Source organism: Polaribacter marinus (assembly GCF_022662535.1).
Lineage (GTDB): Bacteria > Bacteroidota > Bacteroidia > Flavobacteriales > Flavobacteriaceae > Polaribacter > Polaribacter marinus.
Genome location: NZ_JAKQYM010000010.1, coordinates 123402 through 138631, shown reverse-complemented (window position 1 = coordinate 138631; position 15230 = coordinate 123402). Strand labels below are relative to the sequence as shown.

Sequence of the window (15230 nt, the reverse complement as noted above, 5' to 3'; positions counted from 1 at the left end):
CAGTAATCAGTAATCAGTAATCAGTAATCAGTAATCAGTAATCAGTAATCAGTAATCAGTAATCAAAATTAAAAAAATTGGAACAACTTACACATTACGACATAAAAAATAAGCAACAACAATTTCCAATTACAATTGTTTGTGATGCTATTAGAACACCTGAAAATATTGGTATGTGTTTTCGTATTTCCGAAAGTTTTGGTGTGCAAAAAATCTATTTTCATGAAAATTCTCCAACTACAGAAAATAGAATTGTAAAAAAAACAGCAAGAAACACTGTCAATCAAATTGAACATGAAACTTATACAGATTTTAATAAACTTGCAAATCAATTAAAAGCAGAAGGAAATACTATTATTGGTATAGAAATTACTGATAAAAGCATCAATATTCAAGATTTTAATTTTAAAAATAAAGAAAAAATCGTACTACTTTTAGGAAGTGAAAGAAACGGAATAGAAAACATAGATCTGGTTGACTGTACTATTGCAATACCTATGTTTGGCAGAAACTCAAGTATGAATGTAATACACAGTTTGGCAATTACCTTATATGAAGTTACAAATCAGTTGACAGTAAGTAGTCAGCAAAATAAGAAGAATGAAATTAGATAGAACTGGAATAATCTTGTATACCTTAAATTATAAGTCTTGTGTAAATTTTTATGAACACATCTTAAACTTGCAAAAAATGTTTGAAGGTGAAAATTTAACTTGTTTTGAGTTTGGAAATGCATATTTATTAGTAGAGTTAGATGATGAGTATAAAGGTATTGAAACAAAAACCGAAAGATTTAAAACCTGTTTAAGATTGAATGTGCCTAATGTAAAAGAAGTTGCAGAGAATTTAATTTCAAAAAACGTAAAAGTAGATTACCAAGAACACACATGGGGAACAATAGCTAAATTTCAAGATCCAGATGGAAATTTATGTGCCTTTAAGGATAGTCAAAAATTTGAAAAACAAATTGCCGATTATAAAATAAAGCAATTATAAAACACTGAAAATCAATTACGATTTACAAAAAAAACATTAAACAAAAGCCCATTTTTCAACTTTGAAACTTTAATAAATGAAAGGAATTTTACTAAACAACTTAGGATCTCCAGATTCTACCGAAACAAAAGATGTAAAAAAGTATTTAGGTGAATTTTTAATGGATGAACGCGTAATTGACATTCCGTATTGGAAACGTTGGCTACTTATTAACGGAATTATCTTAAAAACAAGACCTAAAAAATCGGGTGCTGCATACAAGAAAATCTGGTGGAAAGAAGGTTCTCCTTTAGTTGTAATATCACAAAGATTTACAGACAAAGTGATTAAAAAAGTAGATTTGCCTGTTGCTTTGGCAATGCGTTACGGTTCTATGACCATGGAAAATGGCATCAAAGAATTAGTAGACAAAGGTGTGACAGAAATATTTTTAGCCCCATTATATCCGCATTACGCTATGTCTTCTTACGAAACAGTAGTTGTAAAAGCAGAACAAATTATCGCAGAAAAATATCCAAATATAAAATTAGATGTTTTACCTCCCTTTTACAATGAACCAGATTATATCAAAGCAATGAGTAATAATATTGCAAATCATTTAAAAGGATTTGATTACGACCATATTTTGTTTTCTTACCATGGAATACCAGAGCGACATATTTTAAAATCTGACGTTACTAAAAATCATTGTAAAATAGATGGTTCTTGTTGCGAACGTAATTCTGTTGCGCATCATACTTGCTACAGACATCAGTGCTTTGAGACCACTAAAGAAATTGCGAAAACGTTAAGTTTAAAAGAAGGAACGTATAGCAATTCATTTCAATCACGTTTGTTAAAAGATCCTTGGTTAAAACCTTATACAGATTTCGAATTAGAGAAATTTCCATCCGAAGGAAAGAAAAACTTAGCCGTAATAACTCCTGCTTTTGTAGCTGATTGCTTAGAAACTTTAGAGGAAATTGCCATGGAAGGAAAAGATGAATTCCTTAAATTTGGAGGAAGCAATTATAAACATATCCCTTGTATGAATGACAATGATGACTGGGTAGATGTAATGGTAAAGTGGATTAACGACTGGAAAAATAAAAAACAATAATCATTGATCATTGACAACTGATTACTGATTACTGATTACTAATTACTAATAACTGATAACTGATACAAATGGATTTCTTATACGTAAAAGCATTACACATTATTTTTGTTGTAACCTGGTTTGCCGGATTATTTTATATTGTTCGTTTGTTTATTTATCATGCAGAAGCAGAAAATAAATTAGAGCCCGCTAAAGAAATTTTACAAACACAATACAAACTAATGGCCAAAAGATTGTGGTATATCATTACTTGGCCTTCTGCAATTTTAGCCAGTTTTTTTGCTTTTTGGATGCTCTATAAAAATCCCATTTATTTAGAAATGCCTTGGATGCATGTAAAACTAGCTTTTGTTTTAGCATTGTATTTCTATCATTACTCTTGCCATAGAATTTTTAGTCAGCTACAAAAAGATGTTATAAAATATTCTGCTTTAAAACTTAGAATTTTTAATGAAATTGCTACCATTATTCTTTTTGCCGTTGTCTTTCTGGTTACTTTAAAAAGCGCTATTAATTGGGTTTGGGGTGTTGTAGGAATTATTCTTTTTGGGATTATTATGATGATGAGTATAAAACTCTACAAAAAAATTAGAGAAAAAAAATCTTGGGAAAAAGCTGAAAGAGAGGTTTTAGAAAATGATAAATAGTAACAATTTTCAATATCAGTTACTCAACTATAAACTGTTTCTGTTCACTGCCAACTGAATACTGTTTACTACTAATAATAATTACCCTCTAATACTCTGCTCAAACGGAATTCTATTCACAATAGACCTACCTAAAGTAACTTCATCTGCATATTCTAATTCGTCACCCACAGAAATTCCGCGGGCAATTGTAGACGTTGTAATGTTAAATTTTTCTATTTGTTTAAAAATATAAAAGTTGGTTGTGTCTCCTTCCATGGTAGAGCTTAAAGCAAAAATTAATTCTTTAATTTCTCCTTCTGCAACTTTTCTTATTAAAGAATCTATTTGCAAATTCTGAGGACCAATTCCTTCTATCGGAGAAATTTTACCACCTAAAACATGATACAAACCATTAAATTGAGAAGTACTTTCTATAGCCATTACATCTCTAATATCCTCTACAACACATACAATTTCTTCGTTTCTTTTTGGGTTTTGACAAATATCGCACAAAACAGTATCAGAAATGTTATGACATTTTTCACAAGTTTTCACATCATTTCTCAAATGCAATAAAGCTTCAGATAAATATTTAGTATTTTCTGAAGGTTGTTTTAGCAGGTGCAACACCAAACGCAATGCAGTTCTTTTACCTATTCCTGGTAAACGAGAAACTTCATTCACTGCGTTTTCTAAAAGTTTTGATGAAAAATCCATAGCCGTCAAAATTACAAATTATCAATTATCAATTACGAATTAATCCATTAAAAATTTAAAAAAGTATATCTTCGTAATAGTTAAATCGTAATTCGTAATTGACCAAATGCAACCACTTCACATCTTACTATTAATTGTCGCTTATTTTACTGTATTGATTTTCATTTCATATATCACAGGGAAATCTGCAAACAATAAAACTTTTTTTAAAGCAAATAACTCTTCACCTTGGTATTTAGTGGCATTTGGTATGATTGGTGCTTCACTATCTGGTGTTACTTTTATTTCTGTTCCTGGATGGGTAGAGGGACAAAATATGAGTTATTTTCAAATGGTCTTAGGTTATGTTGTTGGATATGCCGTTATCGGATTGGTCTTACTTCCACTCTATTATAAATTAAATTTAACGTCAATTTACACCTATTTAGACGACAGGTTTGGCAAATACTCCTACAAAACGGGAGCTAGTTTTTTCTTACTTTCTAGAACAATTGGCGCTGCATTTAGACTCTTTTTAGTAGCAAATGTTTTGCAACTATTATTATTCGACGACTACGGAATTCCGTTTTGGGCAACAGTTTCCATCACAATACTATTAATTTGGCTGTATACCTTTAAAGGAGGTATTAAAACCATTGTTTGGACAGATACTTTACAAACTTTATTTATGTTGATTGCCGTTGGAGTTTGTATTTACACCATCTCTGATGAAATGGAAATCACAAATTTATTTGGTTATGTTGCAGATAGCGAGCTTTCTAAAATATTCTTTTTTAACGATGTAAATGCAGGAAATTATTTTTGGAAACGTTTTCTGGCAGGAGCTTTTGTAGCTATTGTAATGACTGGTTTAGATCAAGACATGATGCAAAAAAACCTAACTTGTAGAAACTTAAAAGACGCACAAAAAAATATGTTTTGGTTTACTATTGTTTTGGTAATTGTAAACTTTTTCTTTTTAGCCTTAGGTGTGTTGCTTACAGATTATGCTCAGAAAAACGGAATAGACGCTCATAAAGATCAACTATTTCCAATAATTGCAACAAAAGGAAATTTAGGTTTGGCAACAGCCATTTTCTTTCTATTAGGCTTAATTGCAGCGGCTTATTCTAGTGCCGATTCTGCTTTAACTTCACTAACAACATCATTCAGTATAGATATATTAGAAATTGATAAAAAGAAAAACGAAGTAGATCAAGAAAAAACAAGAAAGAAAATTCATATCATTTTCTCTTTTGTTTTAATTGCAACCATTTTAATTTTCAAATATTTTATTGCAGATGAAAGTGTAATTGCAAAAATATTTACGTTTGCTAATTACACCTATGGACCTTTATTAGGGCTCTATACATTTGGTCTATTCACAAAAATAAAAGTAAAAGATAAAATGGTGCCTTTAATTTGTTTAGCATCACCAATTATAACTTACTTTGTAAACTATTTAGCTTTAGCATATGCAGGTTTTGATTTTGGTTTTTCACTTTTAATCCTAAATGGATTTATTACCTTTATAGGATTGTCTATTTTTAGACAGAAGTAACATGAAAAAAACAATTTCTATTATTGGTGGAGGACCTTCATCGTTGATTTTAGCGTCTTTTTTAAATACAGAAAAATTTGACATTACCATTTACGAAAAAAACAAAACTGCAGGCAGAAAATTTTTAGTTGCCGGAAAAGGTGGTTTTAACTTAACCCATTCAGAGCCAATTTCTGAATTGATAAAACGTTATACACCTCAGCATTTCTTAAAAAACTCTTTGTTAAGCTTTACAAATGATGATTTTAGAAAATGGTTAAACACCATCGAAATTCCTACTTATATAGGTAGTAGTAAAAGAATCTATCCTAAAGAAGGAATAAAACCAATTACCGTTTTAAATAACATTCTAAATCATTTAAAAGAAAGAGGAATTATTTTTAAGTACGAACATACTTTTATGGGTTGGACACCAAACAACCATACAATTATAAATAACATAGCAGTTTCTTCTGATTACACAGTTTTCTCTTTAGGTGGAGGAAGTTGGAAGATAACAGGATCAGACGGAACTTGGTTGGAAACATTTCAACAAAAAGGCATAGATACAGTTCCTTTTAAAGCTTCTAATTGTGCTTTTAAAATTGATTGGAATTCTGATTTTATCAAAAAAAATGAAGGAAATCCTTTAAAAAACATTGCTATTTCTTGTGCTGATAAAAGGCAAAAAGGAGAAGTAGTTATTACCAATTTTGGTATAGAAGGAAATGCCATTTACGCTTTGAGTCCGCAAATTAGACAGCAATTAAAAATGCAAAAAAAAGCAATTATTTTTATCGATTTTAAACCAACCTTATCCATAGAGAGTATTACTGCTAAAATTAAAAAATCAGGCTTTAAAAACACCACGCAAATTTTAAAAAAAGAATTAAAAATAAATAATTCACAAATCGATTTGTTAAAAATTCACCTTTCTAAAGAAGATTATTTAAATTCAGAAGTATTATCAAATAATATTAAAAAATTTCCACTAGAAATTACAGATTTAGGCATTTTAAACGAAGCCATTTCTACTGTTGGAGGAATTGATTTAAAAGCAGTTGACACTCATTTTCAGTTGCATAAAATACCGAACCAATATTGCATTGGAGAAATGCTAAATTGGGATGCACCAACTGGAGGGTATCTAATACAAGCTTGTGCAAGTAATGGTTTTTTACTTGCAAAACATTTAAATAAGATTGATTAAAAACTACATTTTAGAATGTTTGTACTCATAAAATATTCAGTATTTTTACTGTATTCAAATAAAATAAATGTCAAAAGACTTATCAAATTACCGTAAATCATATGAAAAGCAAGAGCTTCTAGAAAGTACTTGTCCTGAAAATCCAATGGAATTATTCCAAAAATGGTTTATAAATGCAGATGAATCAGAAATAGTAGACGAAACTAATGCAATGACAGTTTCATCAATAGGTTTAGATGGTTTTCCAAAAAGCAGAGTTGTTTTATTAAAAAAATATACTTGGGAAGGTTTTATTTTTTACACCAATTATAATTCTGAAAAAGGAAAAGCAATAGCTGCAAACAATCATATTTGTTTGTCTTTCTTTTGGGCAGGTTTAGAACAACAAATTATCATCAAAGGAAAAGCAGAAAAACTTTCAGAAAATTTATCTGATGGTTATTTTGAATCAAGACCTGACGGAAGCAAACTAGGAGCTTGGGCTTCTAACCAAAGTACCGTTGTAGACTCTAGAGAAGAATTAGATAAACGATTATCTAAATTTGAAGAAAAATTTAAAGGCCAAGAGATTGTTAGACCAAAATATTGGGGAGGCTTTATTGTAAAACCAATTTCAATAGAATTTTGGCAAGGTAGGCCCAATAGAATGCACGATAGAATTAGATATACTTTAGAAAAAGATTTTTCTTGGAAATTAGAAAGATTAGCACCGTAAATTTTTATATTTACAATTCAACAATTCAACTAAATGAAAACTTTATATATTGTTAGACACGCAAAATCTTCTTGGGAATACCAAGGGATAGAAGATATTGATAGGCCTCTAAAAAAACGCGGAATTAAAGATGCACATTTGATGTCTAAGTTTCTTTCTAAAAAAATAGATAGACCAGATGTTTTTGTTTCCAGTAGTGCAAATAGAGCTTTACATACTGCTGTTATTTTTTGCGAAAACTTTGAATACCCTTTATCAAATCTTAAAATTAGAAGACAGCTTTATAGCTTTAGTGATGGCTATTTAGTAAAAACAGTTAAAGCTTTTGATGATGGATTTAATTCTGCAATAATTTTTAGTCATGATCATGGTATCAATACTTTTGTAAATAAATTTGGGAACACACCCATTGCACATGTTTCTACCTGTGGAGTGATTGGAATACAATTTGAAGAAAAACATTGGAAAAACATAAAAAAAGGAAAAACTTTTTTAATAGAAAATCCTAAAAACCATAAATAACACAGTTTGTTAGAAGTAAAAAAATACGGAGCTATAGATATTGGTTCAAATGCAATAAGATTACTAGTTTCTAACGTAATTATTGCAGAAGACAAAGAACCACAATTTAAAAAATCTTCATTAGTTCGGGTACCTATTCGTTTAGGAGCAGACGCATTTGTAAAAGGAGTTATTAGCGACGAAAATATCGCAAGAATGATAGATGCTATTGAAGCATTTAAATTATTAATGTCTGTACACAAAGTAGAACGCTATAAAGCCTGTGCAACATCTGCTATGAGAGAAGCTATTAATGGTAAAGAAGTAGCAGAAAAAATTCTATTAAAAACCGGAGTAAAAATAGACATTATCGGAGGCAAAGAAGAAGCTGCAATTATATCTTCTACAGATTTAAACCAATTAATTGAAGGAGACAACTCTTATTTATATGTAGATGTAGGTGGAGGTAGTACCGAATTCACCATTTTCTCTGGAGGTAAAATTGTTACTTCAAAATCTTTTAAAATAGGAACAGTACGTTTGTTAAACAACAAAAAGTCAGTAAATAAAGAAATGTTTGCCCATGTAGAAAAATGGATTAAGAAAAACACAAAAGATTTAAAAAGACTTTCGTTAATAGGTTCTGGAGGAAATATCAATAAACTTTTTAAAATGTCTGGAAGAACAGAAGGAAAACCAATTTCTTTTATCTACTTAAACGCTCAATATCAATTTTTAAAACAAATGACTTTTGACGAAAGGGTTTCTGAATTGAGTTTAAATCCAGATAGAGCCGATGTAATTATACCTGCAACTAAAATTTATTTATCTGCGATGAAATGGAGTGGAGCAAGAAAAATTTATGTTCCAAAAATTGGTCTTGCAGACGGTATTATTAAAAGCTTGTTTTTTAATAAATTATAATTTTTTGTTAGAGAAATAAATTTGTGACTTTAAGAAAAATATAGTGTCTTACCCTTGTTGGGTAGTCTATAAAATTATTCTAGCAAAAATCAAAAAAAGAAACCAGCGTTTTTAACGCTGGTTTTCTATTATATGAGATTCTATAATTGTATTAAACAATTGATTTTTATTTTCTAAAAAAGCAGTTTCTATTTCTAAAAAAGACAAGTCTTTAATCTTATTTTCTAATCTAGTAAAATCTTTTTCTGTTGTTAAAATAAGCTTTTTATCTGCTTTTATTTTGGCAAACTTTTGTTCTATATTTTTTATTTCGGACTCAGAAAAATGATGGTGATCAGAAAATTTTAAATGATCATAACAAATTCCTTTTTGCGCTAAAAATTCTGTTAATGGTTTTGGATTTGCAATTCCTGTGACTAATAAAATTTCGTATTCTTTTAAATCATTTATAGTAATATTATGATTTCCTGATAACTGATTTGCATAAGAAATTGTAGTAAAAAAGATTTCTTTATGATATTTTTTTAATTGTAGTGTAATTTTTTCTTGGAGATGCATATCAAAATCTATAGGACACTTAGTCACCACAATTATATCTGCACGTTTTGCACCTCTTTTACTTTCTCTTAAATTACCGGTTGGTAATAAAAAATCATCCGAAAATAAATCATCATATTTTGTTAATAAAACATAAAAACTTCCTTTTATGTTTCTATGCTGAAAAGCATCATCCAACAAAACAACTTCTGGAGATTTTTCTTTTAATAATCTTGTAACACCTTCTACTCTATTTGCATCAACAGCAATATTAATATTTGAAAACTTTTTAAAATATTGCAAAGGCTCATCACCAACATCTTCTGCAAAATGGTTTTTATTCACTAAAACAAAACCATCTGTTTTACGCTTATACCCCCTACTTAAAACAGCTACCTTAAATTTCCCTTTCAACAATCTTATCAAATATTCTATTTGAGGTGTCTTTCCAGTTCCTCCTACACTTAAGTTTCCAACAACAATTACAGGAATTTTAAATTCTGTTTGCTTAAAAATACCTACATCAAAAAACAAGTTACGAATTGAAGTTATCAAGTCATAAACAATTGCAAATGGAAATAATAAAAAACGTAAAAATTTCATTAATACGAAAATAAGTCATTTTTATGGATTGATGAATGGAAAATGTTAACTTTGAATTTCAATACATTTTAAAATGACAATAAAAGACATAACAAATTACATTGAAGAATTAGCTCCTTTAAGTTATGCCGAGGATTTTGATAATGTTGGTTTATTGGTAGGTAACTATAATGCTAACGTTTCAGGAGTTTTAGTTACTTTAGATACGCTTGAAGAAACAGTGGAGGAAGCAATTGCTAAAAACTGTAATTTAATTGTAAGTTTTCATCCAATTATTTTTAGCGGATTAAAAAAATTAAACGGAAATTCTTACGTAGAACGTGCGGTATTGAAGGCCATAAAGAATGATATTGCAATTTATGCAACTCACACAGCTTTAGACAATTCTAAAAACGGAGTTTCTGCAAAAATGTGTGAAGTATTAGGTTTAAAAAACACTGAGATTTTAATTCCTAAAAAAGGAATCATCAAAAAGCTAACTACTTTTGTTCCTAATGAAAATGCCATTGCATTAAGAGATTCTCTTTTTAAATCAGGGGCAGGAAACATTGGCAATTACGATCTTTGTTCTTTTAATATTAATGGGGAAGGAACTTTTAGAGGAAATGAAAACTCTAACCCGGTTTTAGGAGAAAAAGGAAAACTTCATACAGAAAAAGAAACACAAATTAGTGTTATTTTTGAAAGTAAAAATGAAGCAAATATCTTAAAATCGTTACACAAAAACCACCCTTATGAAGAAGTTCCTTATGAAATTTTTACCACAGAAAATATACATCAAAATGTAGGAATGGGAATGATTGGTGAGCTTTCTACAGAAATGAATGAAAAAGATTTTCTAGTTTATTTAAAGAAAACAATGAAAACAGATTGTATACGTCATTCTGCCTTAATAAATAAAAAAATAAAAAAAGTCGCCGTTTTAGGAGGATCTGGAAGTTTTGCCATTTCTAACGCAAAAAAAGCCAAAGCAGATGCTTATGTGAGCGCAGATTTTAAATATCACGAATTTTTTAAAGCAGAAAACAGCCTTTTATTAGCAGATATTGGCCATTATGAGAGTGAACAGTTTACAAAAAACCTTTTGGTTGATTATCTTACAAAAAAATTCACTAATTTTGCAGTCGTTTTATCAGAAAAAAGTACAAATCCTATTTATTATATATAAACATGGCAAAGAAGAAAGAAGTTTCGGTTGAAGAAAAATTAAGAGCACTTTATGATTTACAATTAATCGACTCTAGAGTTGATGAAATTAGAAATGTTAGAGGAGAATTACCTTTAGAGGTTGAAGATTTAGAAGATGAAGTTGCCGGTTTAAATACCAGACTTTCTAACTTAGCTGAAGATGTTGCAAACTTAGAAACAGATATCAACAACAAAAAATTAGCTATAGAAGAGTCTAATTCTTTGATGAAGAAATATGATGAGCAACAAAAGAAAGTTAGAAATAATAGAGAGTTTGATTCATTATCTAAAGAGATTGAATTTCAAGATTTAGAAATTCAATTAGCTGAAAAAAGAATTAACGAGTACAAAGCTAAGATTGCTCAGAAAATGGAAGTAATTGATGCTACTAAAGAAAAATTAGCTAAGCAAGAGCAACACTTAAGTCATAAAAAAGCAGAATTAGATGCTATCTTAAAAGAAACTGAAAAAGACGAAAAGCTTTTATCAGAAAAATCTGAAGAATTTTCTAAATCTATTGACGCTCATTTATTAGCTGCTTACAACAGAATTAGAAACAAGGTAAAGAATGGGTTAGCTGTTGTTGCGATAGAACGAGGAGCTTCTGGAGGGTCTTATTTTACAATTCCACCTCAGGTTCAATTAGAGATTGCAAATAGAAAGAAAATTACTATAGACGAACATAGTGGACGTATTTTAGTAGATCAAGCTTTAGCTGAAGAAGAAAAAGCTAAAATAGATAAGTTATTTTCTTAAAATTAAGAAAACATACTCATAAAAAAAACTCGAAGCATTTGCTTCGAGTTTTTTTATATATTTATTTTAATAAATCTAATAGTCTAATTTTTTTAGATAACTAAGTTTTTGTTTCCAAATAGATAAATCGTGTTTAAATTCATTTACTCTATTTTTTACATTTATTACTAAAGGATTATCATCTTTAGCATTAGAGAAAAAGCCTAAATTATTTTCTAATTGCTGAATTTCTCTTACAACTTCATCTATCTTCTTTCTAACAAACATCTGCTCAGAATCTAATTTTCTAACATCATTATCTTCTAAATACAGATCAACAACGTTTGTAAACTTTAGCATAGAAATTTCATCTTTGTCAATATCTAAAGTAGATAACATTCTATCTATTTGTTTATTAAATTTACCATCTACATGACGTGCGTTTCTTGGTAGCTTCCCTAGTTCTTTCCATTTATTAATCGCCTCTATAACAATATCTTTTGTTGGATTCTCTTGAAGTTTTAACGCTTCTAAAAATTCTTTTTTAGCTTCAACAACTTCCTGTTGCTCTTTACTAACAGCATTTTTTTGTTGATGAAAACGATCAAAATAATGATTACAAGCAGCTTTAAAACGTTTCCAGATATCATCAGAAAACTTACGAGGTACATGACCTATTTCTTTCCAATCGGATTGTACTTTCTTTAAGGTATTGGTTGCCGTCTCCCAATCTTCACTATCTTTTAATGATTCTGCAATTTCTATTAAAGCAATTTTTCTTTTTAAATTATCTTGCTGACTACCTTTTTCTTCTTTATAAAAGATATTTTTTGAAGCATTGAATTTTTTAGTAGCAGCTTTAAACTTTTTCCAAATTTCTTCGCTTTTTGCATAAGGCAACTTACCTAAGTTAAAATATTGCTGCCTTAATTCTTCTATGTCTTTTATACTCTTTTGCCAATCATTATGAGTTTTGTTTTTAGAAGTATCATAGGCATCTATAACAGCAATTACCTCTAATTTTTTATCAATGATTTCTTGATATTTAGAACGCAATTCTTTGTAATGCTCATGTCTATTATCATGAATTTTCTTGGTTGCCTCACTAAACTTATGCCAAATTTCTTCACGCATTTCTTTAGATACTGGTCCAACATCTTCTTTCCAAGCTCTATGAAGTTCTTGCAATTCATTAGACGCATAGTTAATATCACTCTCGTTAGCTAAAGCTTTTGCTTTTTCTATAATTTTAAGTTTTTCCTCTAAGTTATGCTTAAAGTCTAAATCTCTAAAATCATTACTTAAGTGTAAAAGATCATAGAAGCGTTCTACATGATGATGATAAGTTTTCCACGTATCATTATAACGAGTCTTAGAAACTGGCCCAATACTACGCCATACATCTTGAAGCTCTCTAAAATTTTTATACATGGTAGAAGTATCTGCTTCTTCAATTAGTCTTTTTAAATCTTCTATTACTTTAATGCGCTTCTCTAGATTTTCTTTAAGTTGTTTTTCTAGATTTGAATAATAGGCATCTCTTTGCTTCTTGTAATCGGTAAGTAATTTATTGTATTCTGATTTAATTGGGCTAGAAAACTGGAAATCTATAGAATTTCCTCCTTCTGCTAAAAAAGCCTCTTTTTTCTCTGCTAATAATGCTCCAAATTTTTGATTGAAAGCATTTTTAATTCCATCTACTTGAGATTTAATTTTTTGAACAGGATTGCCTGCAAGTACTTTGCTAAGTTCAGAGACTAATTCTTCTAATGATTTTGTAGAGTAATCAAGCTCTTCAACTTCTTCATTTCCATCTTCTTTTTCCGCTTTTTCAGCTACAGATTTTTCAATTTCATTTACGGCTTCTTCTGCATTTCCCCCTTCAGTTACTTCAGATTCTTTTGTTTCCTCTAGAGCTTCTTCAACATTTTCTTTTTCTACTACCTCTTGTGTAGTATCATTTATTTGTTCTTTAGCCGTTTTTTCAACTTCGCTACTATTTTCATCATTTTTATCTAACATATCTACAATGTTTAAAGGTCATTTGAGTATAAAACTATATTTATACAGTTTATAAAGATACAGACAACTTATATAATCTACAAATTATCTAATTATTATTCATTCCAAACCCTCCAAGATTCTTCTGCTTGCAATTCTAACATTTGCAATCCGTTTTTAATTGTTGCCCCTTTTTCTTTTCCTTTAGATAAAAAAGTAGATACTTCTGGATTATAAATTAGATCAAATAACAGATGCTTTTCTGTTAAAAATTGATAAGGAATATTGGGATGTTTTTCTATTTCTGGCGAAGTTCCTAACGGCGTACAATTAATTATAACTGTATAATCATTTATTAATTTTTCTGACAAAGAATCATAAGAAATTTGCTTTTTCCCTTCTGGGTTTCTAGAGACAAATTTGTATTTTATCTTATTCTTTTTTAAAGCATAAGCGATGGCTTTAGATGCTCCACCAGTCCCTAAAATAAAAGCTTTTTTATGATGGTTTTTTAATAGTGGTTTTATCGAATTTTCGAAACCTACCACATCTGAATTGTAACCTTTTAATTTTCCTTTTTTAGTGAACTTTATAGTATTTACTGCCCCAATTTTTTTTGCCGTTTTATCTAACTTATCTAAAAACGGAATTATCTCTTCTTTATAAGGAATGGTAACATTTATCCCTTTTATATTTTTATCTTCTAAAATTAATGGAAAATCTTGAATTTTTGGAATATCAAAATTTACATATTGATGATTTTTTAGGTTTTCATTTTTAAACTTGTTGGAAAAATATCCACGTGAAAAAGAATATGAAATATCTTTTCCTAACAATCCAAAAACTTTATTTTTTCTTTCTTCCATAAAAATCTATTACTAAAATTAAAGCGATGCCAATCCCTATCCAAAATAGGGCTATCCAAGTTTCAGGATTGGAAAAATCAGGAATAAAACGCTGATAATTTTCAACAATTTTGTTTCCTTTTTGATCTAATAAAAATACACCATCTTCTAAAGCATAAATTGTTTTTTTCCATGGCCAAACAATTCCTAAAGATCCTGTTATAAAACCAATAATAATAGCATTTACTATTTGATGCCATCTTTTTAAAACATAACCTAATATATGAGAAATAGACACCAATCCAAAAACAGAACCTATTGTAAAAACACTAATTATTTTTAAATATCTTATTTTGATAGGGTCTGACAACACCTTAATATCACCTCTTAAAAGACTAGTTATTACACTTGATAAAGCATTTACAGAATCTACTAAAAGCAACACATAATTTCCTAATAAAATTAAGATAAAAGAACCTGACAAACCAGGAAGTGTCATTCCAGAAACACCAATAATTCCACAAACAAATACAAACCAAAGATTGTCATTTTCTGTAGCAGGTGTTAAAAAACTAATACCAATTCCTATTGATGCCCCTATAATTAAAGAAAGGAAATTTTTAAAATTCCATTCTCCAAAATCTTTTCCTATATAGTAAATAGACCCAATAATCATCCCAAAAAACCAGCTCCAAACATAAAGCTCGAAATTAATTAGAAAATAATCTAAAACTAATGAAATACTAAAATAGCTAAAAATACTTCCCCCCATAATTAAGAAAAGAAACTGACCATTTACATATTTGTAAAAACTTTTAAAACGCCCGTTAATTAATAGTTTAAAAGCCTTTAAATTTATTTTTCTAAAAGAGTAAATTAATTCTTCATAAAAACCAAAAACAAAAGAAACTGTTCCTCCAGAAACTCCGGGAACTTTATTTGCTGCTCCCATTGCCAAACCTTTCAAAAAAAGACTTAGTTTCTGTAAAAAATTTCTTGCTACTTGCATTG

16 protein-coding genes are annotated in these 15230 nt (G+C 29.2%); 11 read left to right on the top strand and 5 right to left on the bottom strand.

Features of this window, described 5'->3' with window-relative positions:
* Window positions 1-77: 77 nt before the first annotated feature.
* The 4 genes from MC378_RS13330 (at window position 78) to MC378_RS13315 (ending at window position 2742) form a co-directional block, all read left to right on the top strand.
* Window positions 78-614 carry a TrmH family RNA methyltransferase gene (locus MC378_RS13330; protein WP_242179262.1) on the top strand — a complete coding sequence of 179 codons (537 nt, stop codon included), beginning with the start codon at window positions 78-80 and terminating at the stop codon, window positions 612-614.
* Window positions 601-996: a VOC family protein gene (locus tag MC378_RS13325; RefSeq protein WP_242179261.1), complete on the top strand. Its 396-nt coding sequence runs from the start codon at window positions 601-603 to the stop codon at window positions 994-996. The genes MC378_RS13330 and MC378_RS13325 overlap by 14 nt, the downstream gene beginning before the upstream one ends.
* Before the next feature lie 76 nt (window positions 997-1072).
* A complete protein-coding gene (hemH, locus tag MC378_RS13320; protein WP_242179260.1) occupies window positions 1073-2095 on the top strand; it encodes a ferrochelatase in 1023 nt (340 codons plus the stop codon).
* 68 nt (window positions 2096-2163) lie between these two features.
* On the top strand, window positions 2164-2742 hold the full coding sequence (locus MC378_RS13315) for a CopD family protein (protein WP_242179259.1): 579 nt from the start codon (window positions 2164-2166) through the stop codon (window positions 2740-2742).
* A gap of 81 nt (window positions 2743-2823) precedes the next feature.
* Here MC378_RS13315 and recR read toward each other — a convergent pair whose 3' ends face one another.
* Window positions 2824-3441, bottom strand: a complete 618-nt coding sequence (gene recR / locus MC378_RS13310; protein ID WP_242179258.1) for a recombination mediator RecR — start codon at window positions 3439-3441, stop codon at window positions 2824-2826.
* 106 nt (window positions 3442-3547) lie between these two features.
* On the opposite strand from recR, the gene MC378_RS13305 reads away from it, so the two are divergent.
* The 5 genes from MC378_RS13305 (at window position 3548) to MC378_RS13285 (ending at window position 8310) form a co-directional block, all read left to right on the top strand.
* A complete protein-coding gene (locus MC378_RS13305; protein WP_242179257.1) occupies window positions 3548-4981 on the top strand; it encodes a sodium:solute symporter in 1434 nt (477 codons plus the stop codon).
* A 1-nt stretch (window position 4982) separates the two neighbouring features.
* A complete protein-coding gene (locus tag MC378_RS13300; RefSeq protein ID WP_242179256.1) occupies window positions 4983-6170 on the top strand; it encodes a BaiN/RdsA family NAD(P)/FAD-dependent oxidoreductase in 1188 nt (395 codons plus the stop codon).
* 67 nt (window positions 6171-6237) lie between these two features.
* On the top strand, window positions 6238-6885 hold the full coding sequence (gene pdxH, locus MC378_RS13295) for a pyridoxamine 5'-phosphate oxidase (RefSeq protein WP_242179255.1): 648 nt from the start codon (window positions 6238-6240) through the stop codon (window positions 6883-6885).
* Between the two features lie 33 nt (window positions 6886-6918).
* A complete protein-coding gene (locus MC378_RS13290) occupies window positions 6919-7407 on the top strand; it encodes a SixA phosphatase family protein (RefSeq protein ID WP_242179254.1) in 489 nt (162 codons plus the stop codon).
* Between the two features lie 6 nt (window positions 7408-7413).
* Window positions 7414-8310, top strand: coding sequence for a Ppx/GppA phosphatase family protein (locus MC378_RS13285; protein ID WP_242179253.1), 897 nt, complete (start codon window positions 7414-7416; stop codon window positions 8308-8310).
* Between the two features lie 111 nt (window positions 8311-8421).
* Here MC378_RS13285 and lpxK read toward each other — a convergent pair whose 3' ends face one another.
* Window positions 8422-9450 (bottom strand): tetraacyldisaccharide 4'-kinase, encoded by a 1029-nt coding sequence (gene lpxK / locus MC378_RS13280; RefSeq protein WP_242179252.1) that lies wholly within the window; start codon window positions 9448-9450, stop codon window positions 8422-8424.
* 73 nt (window positions 9451-9523) lie between these two features.
* Between lpxK and MC378_RS13275 the strand changes: the two genes are divergently transcribed.
* On the top strand, window positions 9524-10618 hold the full coding sequence (locus MC378_RS13275) for a Nif3-like dinuclear metal center hexameric protein (protein WP_242179251.1): 1095 nt from the start codon (window positions 9524-9526) through the stop codon (window positions 10616-10618).
* A 2-nt stretch (window positions 10619-10620) separates the two neighbouring features.
* Window positions 10621-11394 (top strand): zinc ribbon domain-containing protein, encoded by a 774-nt coding sequence (locus MC378_RS13270; RefSeq protein ID WP_242179250.1) that lies wholly within the window; start codon window positions 10621-10623, stop codon window positions 11392-11394.
* A gap of 75 nt (window positions 11395-11469) precedes the next feature.
* On the opposite strand, the gene MC378_RS13265 is transcribed toward MC378_RS13270, so the two are convergent.
* The 3 genes from MC378_RS13265 to MC378_RS13255 form a co-directional block, all read right to left on the bottom strand.
* Window positions 11470-13395: a DUF349 domain-containing protein gene (locus MC378_RS13265; RefSeq protein ID WP_242179249.1), complete on the bottom strand. Its 1926-nt coding sequence runs from the start codon at window positions 13393-13395 to the stop codon at window positions 11470-11472.
* A 95-nt stretch (window positions 13396-13490) separates the two neighbouring features.
* Complete coding sequence (locus tag MC378_RS13260) at window positions 13491-14240, bottom strand: shikimate dehydrogenase family protein (protein WP_242179248.1); 750 nt, start codon at window positions 14238-14240, stop codon at window positions 13491-13493.
* Complete coding sequence (locus MC378_RS13255; protein WP_242179247.1) at window positions 14221-15228, bottom strand: DUF368 domain-containing protein; 1008 nt, start codon at window positions 15226-15228, stop codon at window positions 14221-14223. The genes MC378_RS13260 and MC378_RS13255 overlap by 20 nt, the downstream gene beginning before the upstream one ends.
* Window positions 15229-15230: the final 2 nt, after the last annotated feature.

Excerpts from the sequence above, each read along its gene's own strand:
- MC378_RS13325 (WP_242179261.1), top strand. The coding sequence starts at position 601 with ATGAAATTAGATAGAACTGGAATAATCTTGTATACCTTAAATTATAAG.
- hemH (WP_242179260.1), top strand. The coding sequence starts at position 1,073 with ATGAAAGGAATTTTACTAAACAACTTAGGATCTCCAGATTCTACCGAA.
- MC378_RS13315 (WP_242179259.1), top strand. The coding sequence starts at position 2,164 with ATGGATTTCTTATACGTAAAAGCATTACACATTATTTTTGTTGTAACC.
- recR (WP_242179258.1), bottom strand. The coding sequence starts at position 3,441 with ATGGATTTTTCATCAAAACTTTTAGAAAACGCAGTGAATGAAGTTTCT.
- MC378_RS13305 (WP_242179257.1), top strand. The coding sequence starts at position 3,548 with ATGCAACCACTTCACATCTTACTATTAATTGTCGCTTATTTTACTGTA.
- MC378_RS13300 (WP_242179256.1), top strand. The coding sequence starts at position 4,983 with ATGAAAAAAACAATTTCTATTATTGGTGGAGGACCTTCATCGTTGATT.
- pdxH (WP_242179255.1), top strand. The coding sequence starts at position 6,238 with ATGTCAAAAGACTTATCAAATTACCGTAAATCATATGAAAAGCAAGAG.
- MC378_RS13290 (WP_242179254.1), top strand. The coding sequence starts at position 6,919 with ATGAAAACTTTATATATTGTTAGACACGCAAAATCTTCTTGGGAATAC.
- lpxK (WP_242179252.1), bottom strand. The coding sequence starts at position 9,450 with ATGAAATTTTTACGTTTTTTATTATTTCCATTTGCAATTGTTTATGAC.
- MC378_RS13275 (WP_242179251.1), top strand. The coding sequence starts at position 9,524 with ATGACAATAAAAGACATAACAAATTACATTGAAGAATTAGCTCCTTTA.
- MC378_RS13270 (WP_242179250.1), top strand. The coding sequence starts at position 10,621 with ATGGCAAAGAAGAAAGAAGTTTCGGTTGAAGAAAAATTAAGAGCACTT.
- MC378_RS13265 (WP_242179249.1), bottom strand. The coding sequence starts at position 13,395 with ATGTTAGATAAAAATGATGAAAATAGTAGCGAAGTTGAAAAAACGGCT.
- MC378_RS13260 (WP_242179248.1), bottom strand. The coding sequence starts at position 14,240 with ATGGAAGAAAGAAAAAATAAAGTTTTTGGATTGTTAGGAAAAGATATT.
- MC378_RS13255 (WP_242179247.1), bottom strand. The coding sequence starts at position 15,228 with ATGCAAGTAGCAAGAAATTTTTTACAGAAACTAAGTCTTTTTTTGAAA.